Source organism: Aeromonas sp. S13(2024), assembly GCF_041402405.1.
Taxonomy (GTDB): domain Bacteria; phylum Pseudomonadota; class Gammaproteobacteria; order Enterobacterales; family Aeromonadaceae; genus Aeromonas; species Aeromonas veronii.
Genome location: NZ_JBGLRA010000014.1, coordinates 39,962 through 53,014, shown reverse-complemented (window position 1 = coordinate 53,014; position 13,053 = coordinate 39,962). Strand labels below are relative to the sequence as shown.

At 55.7% G+C, this 13,053-nt stretch carries 13 protein-coding genes; 9 read left to right on the top strand and 4 right to left on the bottom strand.

Annotation, left to right across the window (positions count from 1 at the left end):
• The first annotated feature begins 18 nt into the window (after positions 1 to 18).
• A complete protein-coding gene (locus tag ACB042_RS16760; RefSeq protein WP_371178759.1) occupies positions 19 to 1,680 on the top strand; it encodes a hypothetical protein in 1,662 nt (553 codons plus the stop codon).
• 116 nt (positions 1,681 to 1,796) lie between these two features.
• Here the strand turns inward: ACB042_RS16760 and ACB042_RS16755 are convergent, their stop codons facing one another.
• A complete protein-coding gene (locus tag ACB042_RS16755; RefSeq protein WP_021229522.1) occupies positions 1,797 to 2,210 on the bottom strand; it encodes a CBS domain-containing protein in 414 nt (137 codons plus the stop codon).
• 154 nt (positions 2,211 to 2,364) lie between these two features.
• Here ACB042_RS16755 and ACB042_RS16750 point away from each other — a divergent pair, with 154 nt between their 5' ends.
• From ACB042_RS16750 to ACB042_RS16740, 3 genes are read left to right on the top strand one after another with little or no spacing between them, the layout of a single operon-like run.
• Positions 2,365 to 4,275 (top strand): ABC transporter ATP-binding protein, encoded by a 1,911-nt coding sequence (locus ACB042_RS16750; RefSeq protein ID WP_258720777.1) that lies wholly within the window; start codon positions 2,365 to 2,367, stop codon positions 4,273 to 4,275.
• Positions 4,268 to 4,729 (top strand): DUF2390 domain-containing protein, encoded by a 462-nt coding sequence (locus ACB042_RS16745; protein WP_005343337.1) that lies wholly within the window; start codon positions 4,268 to 4,270, stop codon positions 4,727 to 4,729. Before ACB042_RS16750 ends, ACB042_RS16745 begins: the two co-directional genes overlap by 8 nt.
• Positions 4,723 to 5,577, top strand: coding sequence for a 23S rRNA (adenine(2030)-N(6))-methyltransferase RlmJ (locus ACB042_RS16740; RefSeq protein ID WP_371178758.1), 855 nt, complete (start codon positions 4,723 to 4,725; stop codon positions 5,575 to 5,577). Before ACB042_RS16745 ends, ACB042_RS16740 begins: the two co-directional genes overlap by 7 nt.
• Positions 5,578 to 5,681: 104 nt before the next feature.
• Here the strand turns inward: ACB042_RS16740 and ACB042_RS16735 are convergent, their stop codons facing one another.
• A complete protein-coding gene (locus ACB042_RS16735) occupies positions 5,682 to 5,888 on the bottom strand; it encodes a hypothetical protein (RefSeq protein WP_021229528.1) in 207 nt (68 codons plus the stop codon).
• 190 nt (positions 5,889 to 6,078) lie between these two features.
• Between ACB042_RS16735 and ACB042_RS16730 the strand changes: the two genes are divergently transcribed.
• A complete protein-coding gene (locus tag ACB042_RS16730) occupies positions 6,079 to 6,444 on the top strand; it encodes a DUF2061 domain-containing protein (protein WP_005343334.1) in 366 nt (121 codons plus the stop codon).
• A gap of 186 nt (positions 6,445 to 6,630) precedes the next feature.
• Positions 6,631 to 7,227, top strand: coding sequence for an MliC family protein (locus tag ACB042_RS16725; protein WP_371178757.1), 597 nt, complete (start codon positions 6,631 to 6,633; stop codon positions 7,225 to 7,227).
• A gap of 40 nt (positions 7,228 to 7,267) precedes the next feature.
• Here ACB042_RS16725 and ACB042_RS16720 read toward each other — a convergent pair whose 3' ends face one another.
• The gene (locus tag ACB042_RS16720) at positions 7,268 to 8,443 is read right to left on the bottom strand and encodes an aspartyl protease family protein (protein WP_371178756.1); all 1,176 of its coding nucleotides are present in this window, start codon (positions 8,441 to 8,443) and stop codon (positions 7,268 to 7,270) included.
• Between the two features lie 638 nt (positions 8,444 to 9,081).
• On the opposite strand from ACB042_RS16720, the gene ACB042_RS16715 reads away from it, so the two are divergent.
• From ACB042_RS16715 to ACB042_RS16705, 3 genes are all read left to right on the top strand, one after another.
• Positions 9,082 to 10,020, top strand: a complete 939-nt coding sequence (locus ACB042_RS16715; protein WP_167571209.1) for a hypothetical protein — start codon at positions 9,082 to 9,084, stop codon at positions 10,018 to 10,020.
• A gap of 108 nt (positions 10,021 to 10,128) precedes the next feature.
• Positions 10,129 to 10,887 carry a DUF2971 domain-containing protein gene (locus tag ACB042_RS16710; protein WP_167571210.1) on the top strand — a complete coding sequence of 253 codons (759 nt, stop codon included), beginning with the start codon at positions 10,129 to 10,131 and terminating at the stop codon, positions 10,885 to 10,887.
• A gap of 244 nt (positions 10,888 to 11,131) precedes the next feature.
• Positions 11,132 to 11,617, top strand: coding sequence for a GNAT family N-acetyltransferase (locus ACB042_RS16705; protein WP_371178755.1), 486 nt, complete (start codon positions 11,132 to 11,134; stop codon positions 11,615 to 11,617).
• Between the two features lie 124 nt (positions 11,618 to 11,741).
• Here ACB042_RS16705 and eno read toward each other — a convergent pair whose 3' ends face one another.
• Positions 11,742 to 13,043, bottom strand: a complete 1,302-nt coding sequence (gene eno, locus ACB042_RS16700) for a phosphopyruvate hydratase (RefSeq protein ID WP_005335583.1) — start codon at positions 13,041 to 13,043, stop codon at positions 11,742 to 11,744.
• Between the last annotated feature and the right edge of the window lie 10 nt (positions 13,044 to 13,053).

Genomic DNA, 13,053 nt, shown 5'->3' with positions numbered 1-13,053 from the left:
CTCACAGGAAGTACCTGCATGACGATACTGCTGCTCGAAGAGGATCCCCTGCTCCGTAGCGCCATCACCCGGGAACTGACCGAACAGGGGGTGCCCGCCGACCGGATCCACTACCATAGCCATCCAAACCACGAGCGCAGTGGTCTGCTGGCCCTGCTGCAACAGCACGCCTTCGACGCCATCATCTGTCAGCAGGACAAGCAGCAGGATCTTGACGGAGCCCGGCTGCTGCACGAAGCGCACTATCTCGGCCTGCTGCAACCCGGTTGCGTATTGCTGCTGCTCGATGCCGATCAGAGCGAGCAGGAGTTTCTCCCCTCGGATCTCTACTTCTCCCTCTATCTGCCCCTCCCCTTCATGACCCAGCAGCTCACCGCGGTGCTCGGCCAGCTGGTGAAGTTAAGCAGCCTGACCCGCACGCTGGCCGCCCCCATTCTGCTGCGGGAGTGGCAACTGGCTACCGCCCTCTGTGAAGACCTGCTGTTTCAACGGGAGAATCGCTCGCTGACCCCCTGGCTGGATCGACTCAAGGGCTACCTGCTGCTGCAATCAGCCGAGCGGATCACTGCCGCCCAGCACTATGCCCTCTGTGCCAACGAATATCAGGCGAGCTGGCCAAGGGCCGGGCTCTTCTACGCCATGCTGGGGCTCGGCAAATTGCAGAGCGCCCAGACCGACTTGCAGCGCCATCAGGCCAGCGTCTCGATGGCCACCCGGCTGGAGCTGCAACTCGCCAGCCAGCTGCATCAGCATCACTGGCTGGCGGCGTGGGAGACCATGGGAGAGCTGCTGCAGATCCGCCCCCATCAGCCGCGCTGGAATCAGCTGGCGATGTTACTCGGGCTGGTGCTGCAAGATGAGGAGAAGGTGCTGGAGCAGGCCAACAGCCTGACCCTGCGCCACTTCAGCGAGCAGCGCGTCCGGCTCGCCATCGACAGCTTCATGCTCAATGCCAGTCTGGCTGTGCTGTGGCACGCCCCCTCCAGCAACCGGATCCGCTCCCTGCAACAGGAGTGGGAGCACCTCAAGCGCACCGTCCACCTGCAACCCCACGAATATGAGCTGCTGCAAGCGTTGATGCTGGGGCTGGATTACCGCTTCGACGAGGCGCTGATCCTGATTGCCAACCACCAGCCGGATGAGGGGAGCGACAACCACCTCACCCTGCTGCTCGGCTTTACGGTCAGCCAGTTCTGCGGTTTGCCCCACCACGCCCAGCGCTACCTGATCCAGCTGACCCAATACCGCGTCAGGGTGGCGCCCCACCCGCTCACCCGCCAACTGTTCCACCATCTGGTGGCCGAGCTGGGCCAGCGCCTGACGGCGAGAGAACAACGGCTGAGCGAACTGCGCCAACTACGCCACAAGTCGATGCAGGCCAGCCAGTATCAGACAGCCCTGCAAGCGGGCTTGCAGCTGCTGGAGGAGTTCCCCGCCCTGCCGGGCGATGCCTGGCAACTGCTGGAGCTGCTGCAACACTGCTGGCCAGCGGGTATGGCCGCTCCCAGGGTGGCACTGCTGGTCGATACCCTGGAGCGGCGCCTCAAGCACAGCCCCGCGTTTCTCGATCAGCATGCCCAGCAGTACCAGCGCACCCTGCTGGAGATCCGTACCCACCTGCAGCCGCACCTCTCCGGTAGCGGCCCCTCCTGTCTTGTCGCAGGGCCGCCCGAGCCGTGAGGATGCTGGCGGCGTGCAAACCGGCATTGTCGGCAAAGCCAATATAGAGAGAGGGGAGCCTTGGCTCCCCTCTCTCTATGTTGGTTCTCTGTCAGCTGATGGCGATGAGCGTTGGCTCAAACCAGCGCGTCACTCTCCAGCGCCGCCTTGAGAAAATCCTTCCAGCTGATGATGCCGACCAATGCGCCATTCTCCAGCACCGGCAGGCAGGAGACCCCCTTCTCCAGCATCAACTTGACGCCATCGCGCACGGTGAGATGGGGGGCGATGGTCACGGGGTGGCGGCTCATGATCTGATGGGCCCGCTTGGTGAGGGTTTCGGTATCGCGGCTCATCTCGGCTTCGGAGTCGAGATAGGGGCTGATGGCGCGGAACAGATCCCGATCCGAGATGACCCCAACCAGCTCACCCTCCTCCAGCACCAGCAGGTGGCGAAAGTGTGCCTGCTCGAAGATATCCTTGATGACACTGAGTCGATCATCCATTGAAACGGTGGCGACCCGGGTCGTCATAATATCCCTGATATGCATGCTAACCTCCCGTAACCAAACTGGTTTCTCTGTTATGGCATGTTTTTGCAGCGCCAGCCAGTGGCCAGCCCTTCGCTACAGTGCAAATCAGCGTCATTTCACGTAAGATCCGCGCCAGTTTTTCTCCTCCATTTTGAGCAAGCAGATCCCACCCATGATAGTTGCCAGTCAAATCGAACTGATCCGCGGCGGCCGCAAGCTGCTGGACAACGCCTCTGCCACCATTCACCCCGGCCACAAGGTGGGTCTGGTGGGTAAAAACGGCTGTGGCAAGTCCACCTTTTTTGCACTGGTACGGGGCGAGCTGGCCATCGACAGCGGCACCTTCAGCCTGCCCGCTGGCTGGCAGATTGCAGGCGTCGCGCAGGAGACCCCGGCGCTGGACTGCTCCGCCCTCGAGTATGTGATCGACGGCGACAAGGAGTTCCGCTCGCTGGAAGCCCAGCTGGTGCAAGCAGAACAGGATGACAATGGTCTGCTGGTGGCCGAGCTGCACGGTCGCCTCGATACCATCGGCGCCTACAGCATTCGCGCCCGCGCCGCCGAACTGCTGCACGGCCTCGGTTTCAGCGACGAGCAACTCGGCTCGCCGGTGCGCAGCTTCTCCGGTGGCTGGCGTATGCGCCTGAACCTCGCACAGGCGCTGCTCTGCCGATCCGATCTGCTGCTGCTGGATGAACCGACCAACCACCTAGATCTCGATGCGGTGATCTGGCTGGAGAAGTGGCTCAAGGGCTATCAGGGCACGTTGGTGCTCATCTCTCACGACCGCGATTTCCTCGATTCGGTCATCAGCCGCATCATCCATATCGAGAACGGCAAGCTCAACGAATACACCGGCGGCTACTCCGACTTCGAACTGCAGCGCGCCGAACAGCTGGCCCAGCAGCAGTCGATGTACGAGAAGCAGCAGCGGGAGATGTCCCACATGCAGGCGTATGTGGACCGCTTCCGCTACAAGGCCTCCAAAGCCCGTCAGGCCCAGAGCCGCCTTAAAGCGATGGAGCGGATGGAGAAGATCCTGCCCGCCCACGCCGACTCCGAGTTCAGCTTCGAGTTTCGCGAGCCGTCTGCCCTGCCGACCCCACTCATCGCCATGGAGAACCTCTCTGCCGGTTACGGCGACAAGGTGATCCTGGAGAAGATCAAACTCAATCTGGTACCAGGTTCCCGTATCGGTCTGCTCGGTCGCAACGGCGCCGGCAAGTCCACCTTTATCAAGATGCTGTCGGGCTCCAACCCGCCGCTCTCCGGCAAGCTCGAAGTGAGCGCCGGGGTGAGCATCGGCTACTTCGCCCAGCATCAGCTGGAGACCCTGCGTCTCGACGATTCCCCGCTCGATCATCTGGCCCGCCTCGCGCCGGACAAGACCGAGCAGGAGCTGCGCAACTATCTGGGCAGCTTCGGTTTTCACGGTGACAAGGCGCTCGACAAGGTAGCCCCCTTCTCCGGTGGCGAAAAAGCACGGCTGGTACTGGCGCTGATCACCTGGCAAAAGCCGAACCTCCTGCTGCTCGATGAACCGACCAACCACCTGGATCTGGAGATGCGCCACGCCCTGACCATGGCGCTGCAAGGCTTCGAAGGGGCCATGGTAGTGGTCTCCCACGACCGTCACCTGCTGCGCACCACCACTGATGACTTCTATCTGGTGCACGGTGGCCGGGTCGAGCCGTTCGACGGCGATCTGGACGACTATCACAAGTGGCTCGGCGAGCAGGAGAAAGAGGCCAACGCCAAACCGGCCGATGGCCCCGTCTCTGCCAACTCGGCGGTGGCGCGCAAGGATCAGAAGCGGCGCGAGGCGGAGTTCCGCCAACAAACCCGTCCCCTGCGCCAGAAGCTGGAAAAGCTCGAAGCGAGCATGGAGAAGCTGCAGGGCAAGCTGGCCGACATCGAAAATCAGCTGGCCGACCCCGCCATCTACGAAGAGAGCGCTAAAACCAAGCTCTCCGAACTGCTCAAATCCCAGGGCCCCCTAAAGGAGCAGCTGGAAGAGGTGGAGCTTGAATGGATGAGCCTCTCCGAAGAGCTGGAAACCATGGAGCAAGCCTTCTTTGCGTGACGAACAGCTGATGGCCAGCGAGCGAGTCGCGGTCCACGAATTGCCGACGCCGATCGGCTTCTGGCACTGGAGCGGCAAAGTCTATGGTGAGCGCAGCCAGGATTGGCTCACCGTGCAGGAGCAGGGGGGCAACGTCAATCTTGCGCTGCTGCTGCACCGGCTCGATCAGCTCGGCATCGTGGTCGATCTCACCGACCTGCAACCGGCGCTGGTGCAGACCGAAGCGGTGCTGACCCCGTGGCGTGCCCTGCGCCAGAGCGCCAAGACGCGACTCGACGAGCAACAGTATCAGTCGATGCTGGCCCACGAGCTGGAGCTGGAGCGGCTGCAACAGGGCGTCCTGTTGCAGACCCTGCGCAGCCTCTCCCTGTTTCGCGGCAACAGCCGCAATTTGTTGAACTATCTATCGTTACTGGGTGCCCAGCAGGGCCCCCTCAGAGATCTAATATGCTGAGCTACCGCCACGCCTTTCACGCCGGCAACCATGCCGACGTGCTGAAACACGCCGTTCAGGCCCTGATCATCGAGTCCCTCAAGAAGAAGGAGAAACCCTTCATCGTGCTGGACACTCATGCCGGTGGCGGTCTTTACGACCTGCGCGGCGACTGGTCCCAGAAAAAGGCCGAGTATGCCGACGGCATCGGCCGCCTGTGGGACGAGCGGGCCCAGTGGTCTGCCATGGCCCCCTATCTTGGCGTTATCGAAGAGATGAACCAGAACGGCGAGCTGCACTACTACCCCGGCTCGCCGGAGCTCTCCCGCCGCCTCACCCGCGAGCAGGACAAGCTGGCGCTGATGGAGCTGCACAACAACGAGGTCGAAGACCTGCGCGCCAACATGGGGTACGACCCCCGCGTGGCCGTACACCACCGTGATGGCTTCGAGGGGCTGATCGCCCTGCTGCCACCGACCCCGCGCCGCGGGCTGGTGCTGATCGATCCGCCCTATGAGCTCAAAGAAGATTACTTCGCGGTGGTCGATACCCTGAAAAAGGCGCAGAAACGCTGGGCGACCGGCATCTACGCCCTCTGGTATCCCATCCTCGGGCAGGAGGCGGACAAATCCCGCGACATGCTGCGCGCCATCAAGCGCGAGAACTTCGGTAACGTGCTGGTGGCCGAGCTGGAAGTGGCCGGTCAGACTGCCAACTGGGGCATGAACGGCTCAGGCATGCTGATCATCAGCCCGCCCTGGATGCTGGACGAGCAGATTGAAGCCTTCCTCAAACCACTCTGTGCCAAGCTGGCGCAGGGCGCCGGCGCCCAGTACAAGGTGGAGTGGCTCAACAAGGCTGAGGATTAATCCCCCGCCCCTACGGCGCTCACCGAGTTCAAACGCAAAAGCCCCATCACGGGGCTTTTGCTATTGGTGCGGCCGGTGTGTGCGGCAGCCTGAACCTGCGAGCCCTATGAACGAACAGGCAGATCCTGTTTCAGCGCAACCAGCAACAGGGCCAGCAGGCCAAAGGGCGGAAACAGACAGAGCAGGGAGCAGATAAGGGTGATCAGCGCCGGATGCTCGCTCTTGCGGCGCGCCAGTCGCCAGGCGATGACGCCGACGATGACCATCAGCAACGCAATGAACTGGCCAAGCAGGGTGGCATTGATATTCATGAAAGATCCTTTTTCATGGGCAAGTGTGAAGAACCTGTACTTTATCGCCTTGGCTGCGATTGGCAACCACTGAACCGCACCGGCCACTCGCCCGTTGATAGGTTCTCTCTATTCCGGCAATAGATGAGAATAGTTTTCATTTAATCTCATTTCGGCGGATACTCTCATCATCAACAGAGGGAGCGCCATCATGAAAAAGACCATCAGCTTTGCCATCCTGCACTTCGGTGTCGCCTTTACCGTGGCCTACCTGCTGACCGGTGAACTGCTGACCGCCAGCCTGATCGCCCTGATCGAGCCCGCCGTCAACACGGTCGCCTTCTACTTTCATGACCTTGGCTGGCACAAGCTCAAGCCAAAGCACAGCCTGCAGGCCAAGACCAGCAGCTTCGCGGTGGTCCACTTCTCGGTGGCCTTCGGGGTTGCCTTCCTGCTGAGCGGCGAGCTGCTCACCGGCGGCGTGATGGCGATGATCGAACCGGCCATCAATACCGTGGTGTTCTTCTTCCACGAGCGGCTGTGGCGCGCCCGCAGTCAGCAACTGGCGCTGGCCTGATCGACCGGGCAACCCGCCTCCCCCTTTATCGCGGCCACAAAAAACCCGACATTCCGGCCAGGAGTGTCGGGTTTTTCCGTTTGGCAGCCATTCAGCAGTGCAAGTGGGCTCGGCTCCCCTGCTGCATTGCCCTGTAGAGTGTGCTGTAGTAGGCAGATATTCCCTCTTATTGCTGGTATCTATCCGATGAACAAGACCTTATTTGCCACCCTGCTGTTTACCCCTCTGCTGGCCAGTGCCGCAACCCCCTCCTTTGACTGCACCAAAGCCTCCGGGTCGGTCGAAACTCTGATCTGCAAGGATGCCGAACTGGCCGCCCTTGATAACGAACTGGCGGCCCTCTACCCCAAGGCGATTGCCGCGCTCTCTCCCGAACAGCTCAAGACCGAGCGTGCCATGCAGCGCGGCTGGATCAAGGGTCGCAACGACTGCTGGAAGGGGCAGGATCTGCGCCAGTGTGTGGAGGATAACTACCTGCTGCGGATCACCGAACTGCAGATCAGCGGCGGCCAGCTGATGGTGCCGGCACCGGTCAACTACCAGTGCGGCAAGAACGTCACTCTCTCCACCTACTTCTATAACGATGCCAAGCTGCCCGCCGCGGTGATCAACCTGAGCGAGGGCGACAAGCAGCAACAAGTGCTCGCCTATGAAGCCCCCAGCGCCAGCGGTGCCCGCTATGAAGGGCAAAATCTCACCTTCTTCACCAAAGGGGACGACGCCACGCTGGAGCGTTACGGCCAGCCAACCCTCACCTGCATGGAAAATCCGACCAAGGGCTGAGGCTCATAGGGGCGGCTCGTCTTGCCGCCCCCCACCTTGACTAGATAGCGATATCCAGCGGTTTTCCTTCCCGCACAATCCGCAACTTGAGCGACCCCGGCTTGCCTGTGCTGAGCAGTTCACGCACCTTGTCGATATCGAGGGGACGATAAGCCACCCCGTTGATCTGTTCCAGAATGTCGCCATTGGCCAGACCATAGGGGGCAAGATCCCGTTCGTCGCTGTAGTAGATCTGCAGATGCTCGCCATCAAAACGCACCCCGATATTGCGCAGGGTTGGCAGCACTTTGCGCGCCAGGCTGTCGGCGTCGTAGCAGAACATCATCCGCCCGGGCATGATCGCAAAGCGATTGAAGCGGTTAACAAAATCCAGACCCAGACCATACTGCTCATTGCTGTTTTCCGACACGCGCAGCTCACCGAGCTGGCGCTCATCAAAGTGCAGGCCGGTGAGGATATGGTCACGCCCCTCCACCATACCGCTGGCATCCACCCCTTTGCGTGGCATCGCATCTTCGCCAGAGATCGCCTTCTGGCTCGCCATAAAGTCGATAAAGGCATGGTCGGCATAGCTCTGATCGGCCCCGGTATCCAGATACATGCGCACGCTGCTCTCGCCGTGGGTCAGATACACTGCCGGTGAGCGGTTGTAGCTATCTTCATAGCCGATGCAACGCTCGAACGTGGCTGCCGACGGTGCCGTCAGCAAAGCAGTTAGCTGATGCTTGTCGCGATCAAACACCCAGTTGAAACGGCGGATGGTGTCGATCCCGAGGATGCCATCGATACGGCTGCCGAGAGACTGGGAGAAAAGATCGAGATCAATAGTTGCCCACAGCTCGCTGTCATCAATGGTGACCGACTCCAGCGAGAAGGGCTGCGGCTCAACAAAGCCAAGCTGCTCGCTGCCCAGCTGGCTCGAAAAGCTGCTCACACTGGCAAAATCAGCCTGATAGGCCCTGGGCAATTCGCTTAAGGTCAGCGCCTTGAAGCGGCTGGCCAGACGACGGTCGATAACGGTGATACTGGCCCCGGTATCGAGCAAAAACTGGTACTGCTCACCAGCTATGGTAACGGGGATCAGGGGCGCACTTTCGTAATGCACTGTCAGCACCGGGCCGGGTGCATTGCGCTTGGTGGATGAATTCGGGGCTGTGCAGCCTTGGACGACGAACAGGACCAACATGGCCAGCGCCACTTTGAACTGAGACTTCATAACTCTCCTTCCCGATAGCAGATGCCCCCGCGACGCCACCACATAATGCTATCTTGTTGATTTATAGATAAATAAGCTATTTAAGCGGGGAGTACGGACAATAACAAAGAGTTTTATGCTGGTTCAAGCCAGATATGACCATTAATATTCTATGGAGATAGTTCAAGAATGGTTGTTCACGCTATCTCGGCGCGTCATCAATCGTGGTTGAGATTTGATTAATTTATTGATCTTGCACAGAAATTCTAAATATTGAGTTTTCTCTCCACAGCGCCATGGTTAATATTGCCATTTGGCAACACTTGCCTCGTCGGAGTCTCCCATGAGCCATGCCAACCCCATCCCGTTGGTGAAACGCAGCAGACTGGAGGCTGAAATTCAGGGGCGGTAGCCATGTCAGAGCTTGCCGCATCACTGTTGTTATACACAGTCGTAATGTCGTAATACTGGAGCAAAAAGAGGAGGTCAAGCGAACGCGTTCAGCTTCAGAGACCAGTAAGTAATAGATTGATTTAAAATATAATTATTGATGCCTTGTATCAGGGCGGCGCGGAATTAGATAGAAGACACTACTAACGCGTTAGTACCGCCTTCCATCTAATCACTGTTAGAACCCTTTCAAAGCAACGGAGTATTTAATGGAAATTGGCATTTTAGATGTCCTACTTAATGGGAATAATGAAATATTCACAGGTGCATTATCGGGAGTCGTTAGTGTCCTCATTGCTTTACCTATGCTCAGGATTATTGAGAGAAGAAAGCTATTTTACTCTGAAGATTCAGGTAGGGATATTGAAGATAGAGATCGACTAAAGATACTTGAAAAAGAGGTAGTTAAACTTAGAAAAGAACTATCAAGTGACCTCCTAAAGAATGCATCTAAGCTCATAGATCAGGAAGTTTCCGCTTATTTATCTGAACACCTTGAGACAATGATAAATAAGCAGTTGAAAGATACTGGCGTTATCGAAAAGCAGTTATTTGAACAATTAGAGAGTCGTGTTAACGAGCGAATTGATAATTTTCTATCTTCAAAGTCAGATGAAGACTTTGCTGCTTCAAAACGAGAAAATCACCTCATTCATAGAAGGGAGTCTGTTGAGAGAGAACTTTATCATACAGTAGAACAAGAGAGAAAAAGTGCTGGCTTGTTGAAAAGTGTAATGATCAATCTATTTGTAATTGTTAACTTTGGATTGATCGCGTTATATCTACTAAAAGGAGCTGACATTTCTCAGTATGGTGCAATCTCATTGTCAGGCCTTTATGTGAGTCTTGCTGGTTTTATTATTTATATTTTCCGTGCTTCAAATTCGAGAACGTCAGTCCTTCTTGCTATAAAAGAAGACCTGAAAAAACAAAATTCAGCAATGGAGTACGTTGAAAACTCTAAGCAGTCAGGTTCATTAACAGCGCACGATATAGAATTTATCCGTATGCTAATGACAAACCATTCTGAAAGGGAGAAAAAAATAGATCACCCCTATGAGATAGTTCTTAAAGGTGTATCTGGTACAAATATCCAATTCAAAGGTGGGAAAATGGCTATCGCGGAGAAATCGGGTTCTAACAAGTAGTTCAAAAGAACATAAAACGCTTGGCTTGCGCTCATTCTTCTTCGCTAATTCTAGCCAAGAATTTTACGACTCTTAGCTAAGAGTTAGGCATATTTGGAGATATTCATAATGATTTATAAATATATTGGGACAAGCAGTCCAGAAGAGTCGATTAAGTTACTAGAATTTTTTGTTAATGATGGGAGTATAATGGCAAGTAATCCTAGAACTTTTAATGATCCATCAGAGTTCAAAGTTAAATATAACTTTGAAGCAGATAAAAAGACGATTCAGGAACGCTACTTTTTTGATAACCCCTCAAAATCTATTCGTGATTTTGAGAGTTGGTATAGCTCTATTGACGAAAAGAGCAAATGGTACACTGGTTATCAAACACGTCACAACCTTTTAAATGCTGCAGGAATAGTTTGTTTTACTACAGAATCTGAAAACTATTTGATGTGGTCACACTATGCAAAATCTCATACAGGTTTTTGCATAGGGTTTGATAATGAAATCTTGGATACGATAGAGGATTCTAATGCCAAGGGACCAGTCGAATATAGTGACGACGTCCCTGAATTTAAGTATTACTCACAGACAGTTGAAGATTTTTATAAAGCCGTGTTTTTTAGCAAGGCGACCTCTTGGGCGTACGAAAAGGAATTTCGAGTTGTAACTGATGGGTATGGTATCAAGAAGTTCAATAAATCATTGGTTAAAGAAATTATCATAGGCTGCAAATCTCCAATTGAGTTAGATCATTACGTTAGACAATATATCAACTCCGAGATTGCTGTTTACCAAATGATTGACTTACCAGATGCATATCAATTAAAAAAAGATAAAATGAAGCATGATCATTATGTAGAAAGGTGTGCGCTTTGATATGCCTAACAAACAATTAGAGAGTGATTCCATACGATTGGCACTTTTGTTTTTGGTTTAGTTTAGTGTTTACGGCTTTCAAATTGAGTGTTGTGGTAGCCCGTTGGTTCGATTAGCGAAGCGTAATCGGACGCTCGCGATAACAATATTTCTTGATAGTACCAATTGTCTTTAGAGACCAACTTTTATACGGACTATTTATCCACCTGTAGCTTTGCTGGTGTAACACTCCTCAAGGAGATTTATGAAGCCTGACTTAACCGGCACTCGGATTGTGCTGCGCACCATTGGCCCGCAGGATGCTGCCGATCTGTTCGAGATTTATGGCAATCCGCTGACCATGGAGTTTGCCTCTGATTCCTGCTTTACCTCTCCCACCATGGTGGCGCAGTTGATGGCGAGCGTGGTGCGGCTGGAGCAAACGGGGGAGTCGCTGGAGTGGGCGATTGTCGAGCGGAAGAGCAATAAGGTGATCGGCACCTGCGGCCTGCACAGTTTCAGTGAGGCGGGCCGCTGCTGCGAAGTGGGTTGCCTGCTCAATGCGGCCTATTGGCGCAGAGGGTTTATGTCGGAAGCGCTGGGATTGCTGTTCGCCCATGCCAGCAAACTGGGAGTCACCTGCCTCACCGCAGATATCGATGCAGATAACGTCCGCTCTATCGCCCTGTTTGAAAAACTGGGCTTCAAGGCGCATGCAGGGCGCTATCAGCGCACGCCCCCCTTTGTCTGACCCGAGACCAGAGCCACAGCCCCCTCACCTCTCAGGCCATTGTGGCAAGGCTCAGGCATAAAAAAACCGGAACCCAAGGGTTCCGGTTTTTTTCATTCCAGCCGAGGCTGGCAAACCAGCAAAATTAAGCCTGGTTTTTAACTTCTTTCAGACCGCGGAAAGGAGCTTTGGCACCCAGAGCTTCTTCGATACGGATCAGCTGGTTGTACTTGGCAACACGGTCAGAACGGCTCATGGAACCGGTCTTGATCTGGCCAGCAGCGGTACCAACAGCCAGGTCGGCGATGGTCGCGTCTTCGGTCTCACCGGAGCGGTGGGAGATGACGGCAGTGTAGCCAGCGTCTTTGGCCATCTTGATGGCAGCCAGAGTTTCGGTCAGGGAACCGATCTGGTTGAACTTGATCAGGATGGAGTTGGCGATGCCGTTGTCGATACCGCGCTTCAGGATCTTGGTGTTGGTTACGAACAGGTCGTCACCCACGATCTGGATTTTCTTGCCCAGTTCAGCAGTCTGGTAGGCGAAACCTTCCCAGTCAGATTCGTCCAGGCCATCTTCGATGGAGACGATCGGGAACTTGGTGGTCAGGTCAGCCAGGAAGTCGGAGAAACCGTTGGAGGTGAAGACACGACCTTCGCCTTTCAGGTTGTACTCTTTCTTCTCTGCGTCGTAGAACTCGGAAGCAGCGCAGTCCATAGCCAGGGTGATGTCGGTGCCCAGTTTGTAACCGGCAGCGGCAACGGCTTCAGCGATAACTTCCAGCGCTTCGGCGTTGGATTTCAGGTTCGGAGCGAAACCACCTTCGTCACCAACTGCAGTGTTGTAGCCCTTGGACTTCAGCACTTTGGCCAGGTTGTGGAACACTTCTGCGCCCATGCGAACGGCTTCTTTCAGGGTCTTGGCGCCAACCGGCTGGATCATGAACTCCTGGATGTCGACGTTGTTGTCGGCGTGCTCACCACCGTTGATGATGTTCATCATCGGCAGCGGCATGGAGTAAACACCCGGGGTGCCGTTCAGCTCGGCGATGTGGGCGTACAGCGGCATGCCTTTGGCAGCAGCGGCAGCTTTGGCGTTAGCCAGGGAAACAGCCAGGATGGCGTTGGCGCCGAACTTGGATTTGTTCTCGGTACCGTCGAGGTCGATCATGATCTGGTCAACGGTGGCCTGGTCCTTGGCATCTTTACCCAGCAGAGCTTGAGCGATCGGGCCGTTTACGGCTTCGATGGCTTTCAGCACGCCTTTACCCAGGAAACGGCTCTTGTCGCCGTCACGCAGTTCCAGCGCTTCGCGGGAACCGGTGGACGCGCCAGACGGAGCGGCTGCCATACCAACAAAACCACCTTCCAGGTGAACTTCGGCCTCAACGGTCGGGTTACCACGGGAGTCGATGATTTCACGACCGATCACTTTAACGATCTTGGACATGTGTATTTCC

Excerpts from the sequence above, each read along its gene's own strand:
- ACB042_RS16735 (WP_021229528.1), bottom strand. The coding sequence starts at position 5,888 with ATGAATATCAATGCCACCCTGCTTGGCCAGTTCATTGCGTTGCTGATG.
- ACB042_RS16725 (WP_371178757.1), top strand. The coding sequence starts at position 6,631 with ATGAACAAGACCTTATTTGCCACCCTGCTGTTTACCCCTCTGCTGGCC.
- ACB042_RS16760 (WP_371178759.1), top strand. The coding sequence starts at position 19 with ATGACGATACTGCTGCTCGAAGAGGATCCCCTGCTCCGTAGCGCCATC.
- ACB042_RS16730 (WP_005343334.1), top strand. The coding sequence starts at position 6,079 with ATGAAAAAGACCATCAGCTTTGCCATCCTGCACTTCGGTGTCGCCTTT.
- ACB042_RS16705 (WP_371178755.1), top strand. The coding sequence starts at position 11,132 with ATGAAGCCTGACTTAACCGGCACTCGGATTGTGCTGCGCACCATTGGC.
- ACB042_RS16750 (WP_258720777.1), top strand. The coding sequence starts at position 2,365 with ATGATAGTTGCCAGTCAAATCGAACTGATCCGCGGCGGCCGCAAGCTG.
- ACB042_RS16740 (WP_371178758.1), top strand. The coding sequence starts at position 4,723 with ATGCTGAGCTACCGCCACGCCTTTCACGCCGGCAACCATGCCGACGTG.
- eno (WP_005335583.1), bottom strand. The coding sequence starts at position 13,043 with ATGTCCAAGATCGTTAAAGTGATCGGTCGTGAAATCATCGACTCCCGT.
- ACB042_RS16720 (WP_371178756.1), bottom strand. The coding sequence starts at position 8,443 with ATGAAGTCTCAGTTCAAAGTGGCGCTGGCCATGTTGGTCCTGTTCGTC.
- ACB042_RS16710 (WP_167571210.1), top strand. The coding sequence starts at position 10,129 with ATGATTTATAAATATATTGGGACAAGCAGTCCAGAAGAGTCGATTAAG.
- ACB042_RS16755 (WP_021229522.1), bottom strand. The coding sequence starts at position 2,210 with ATGCATATCAGGGATATTATGACGACCCGGGTCGCCACCGTTTCAATG.
- ACB042_RS16715 (WP_167571209.1), top strand. The coding sequence starts at position 9,082 with ATGGAAATTGGCATTTTAGATGTCCTACTTAATGGGAATAATGAAATA.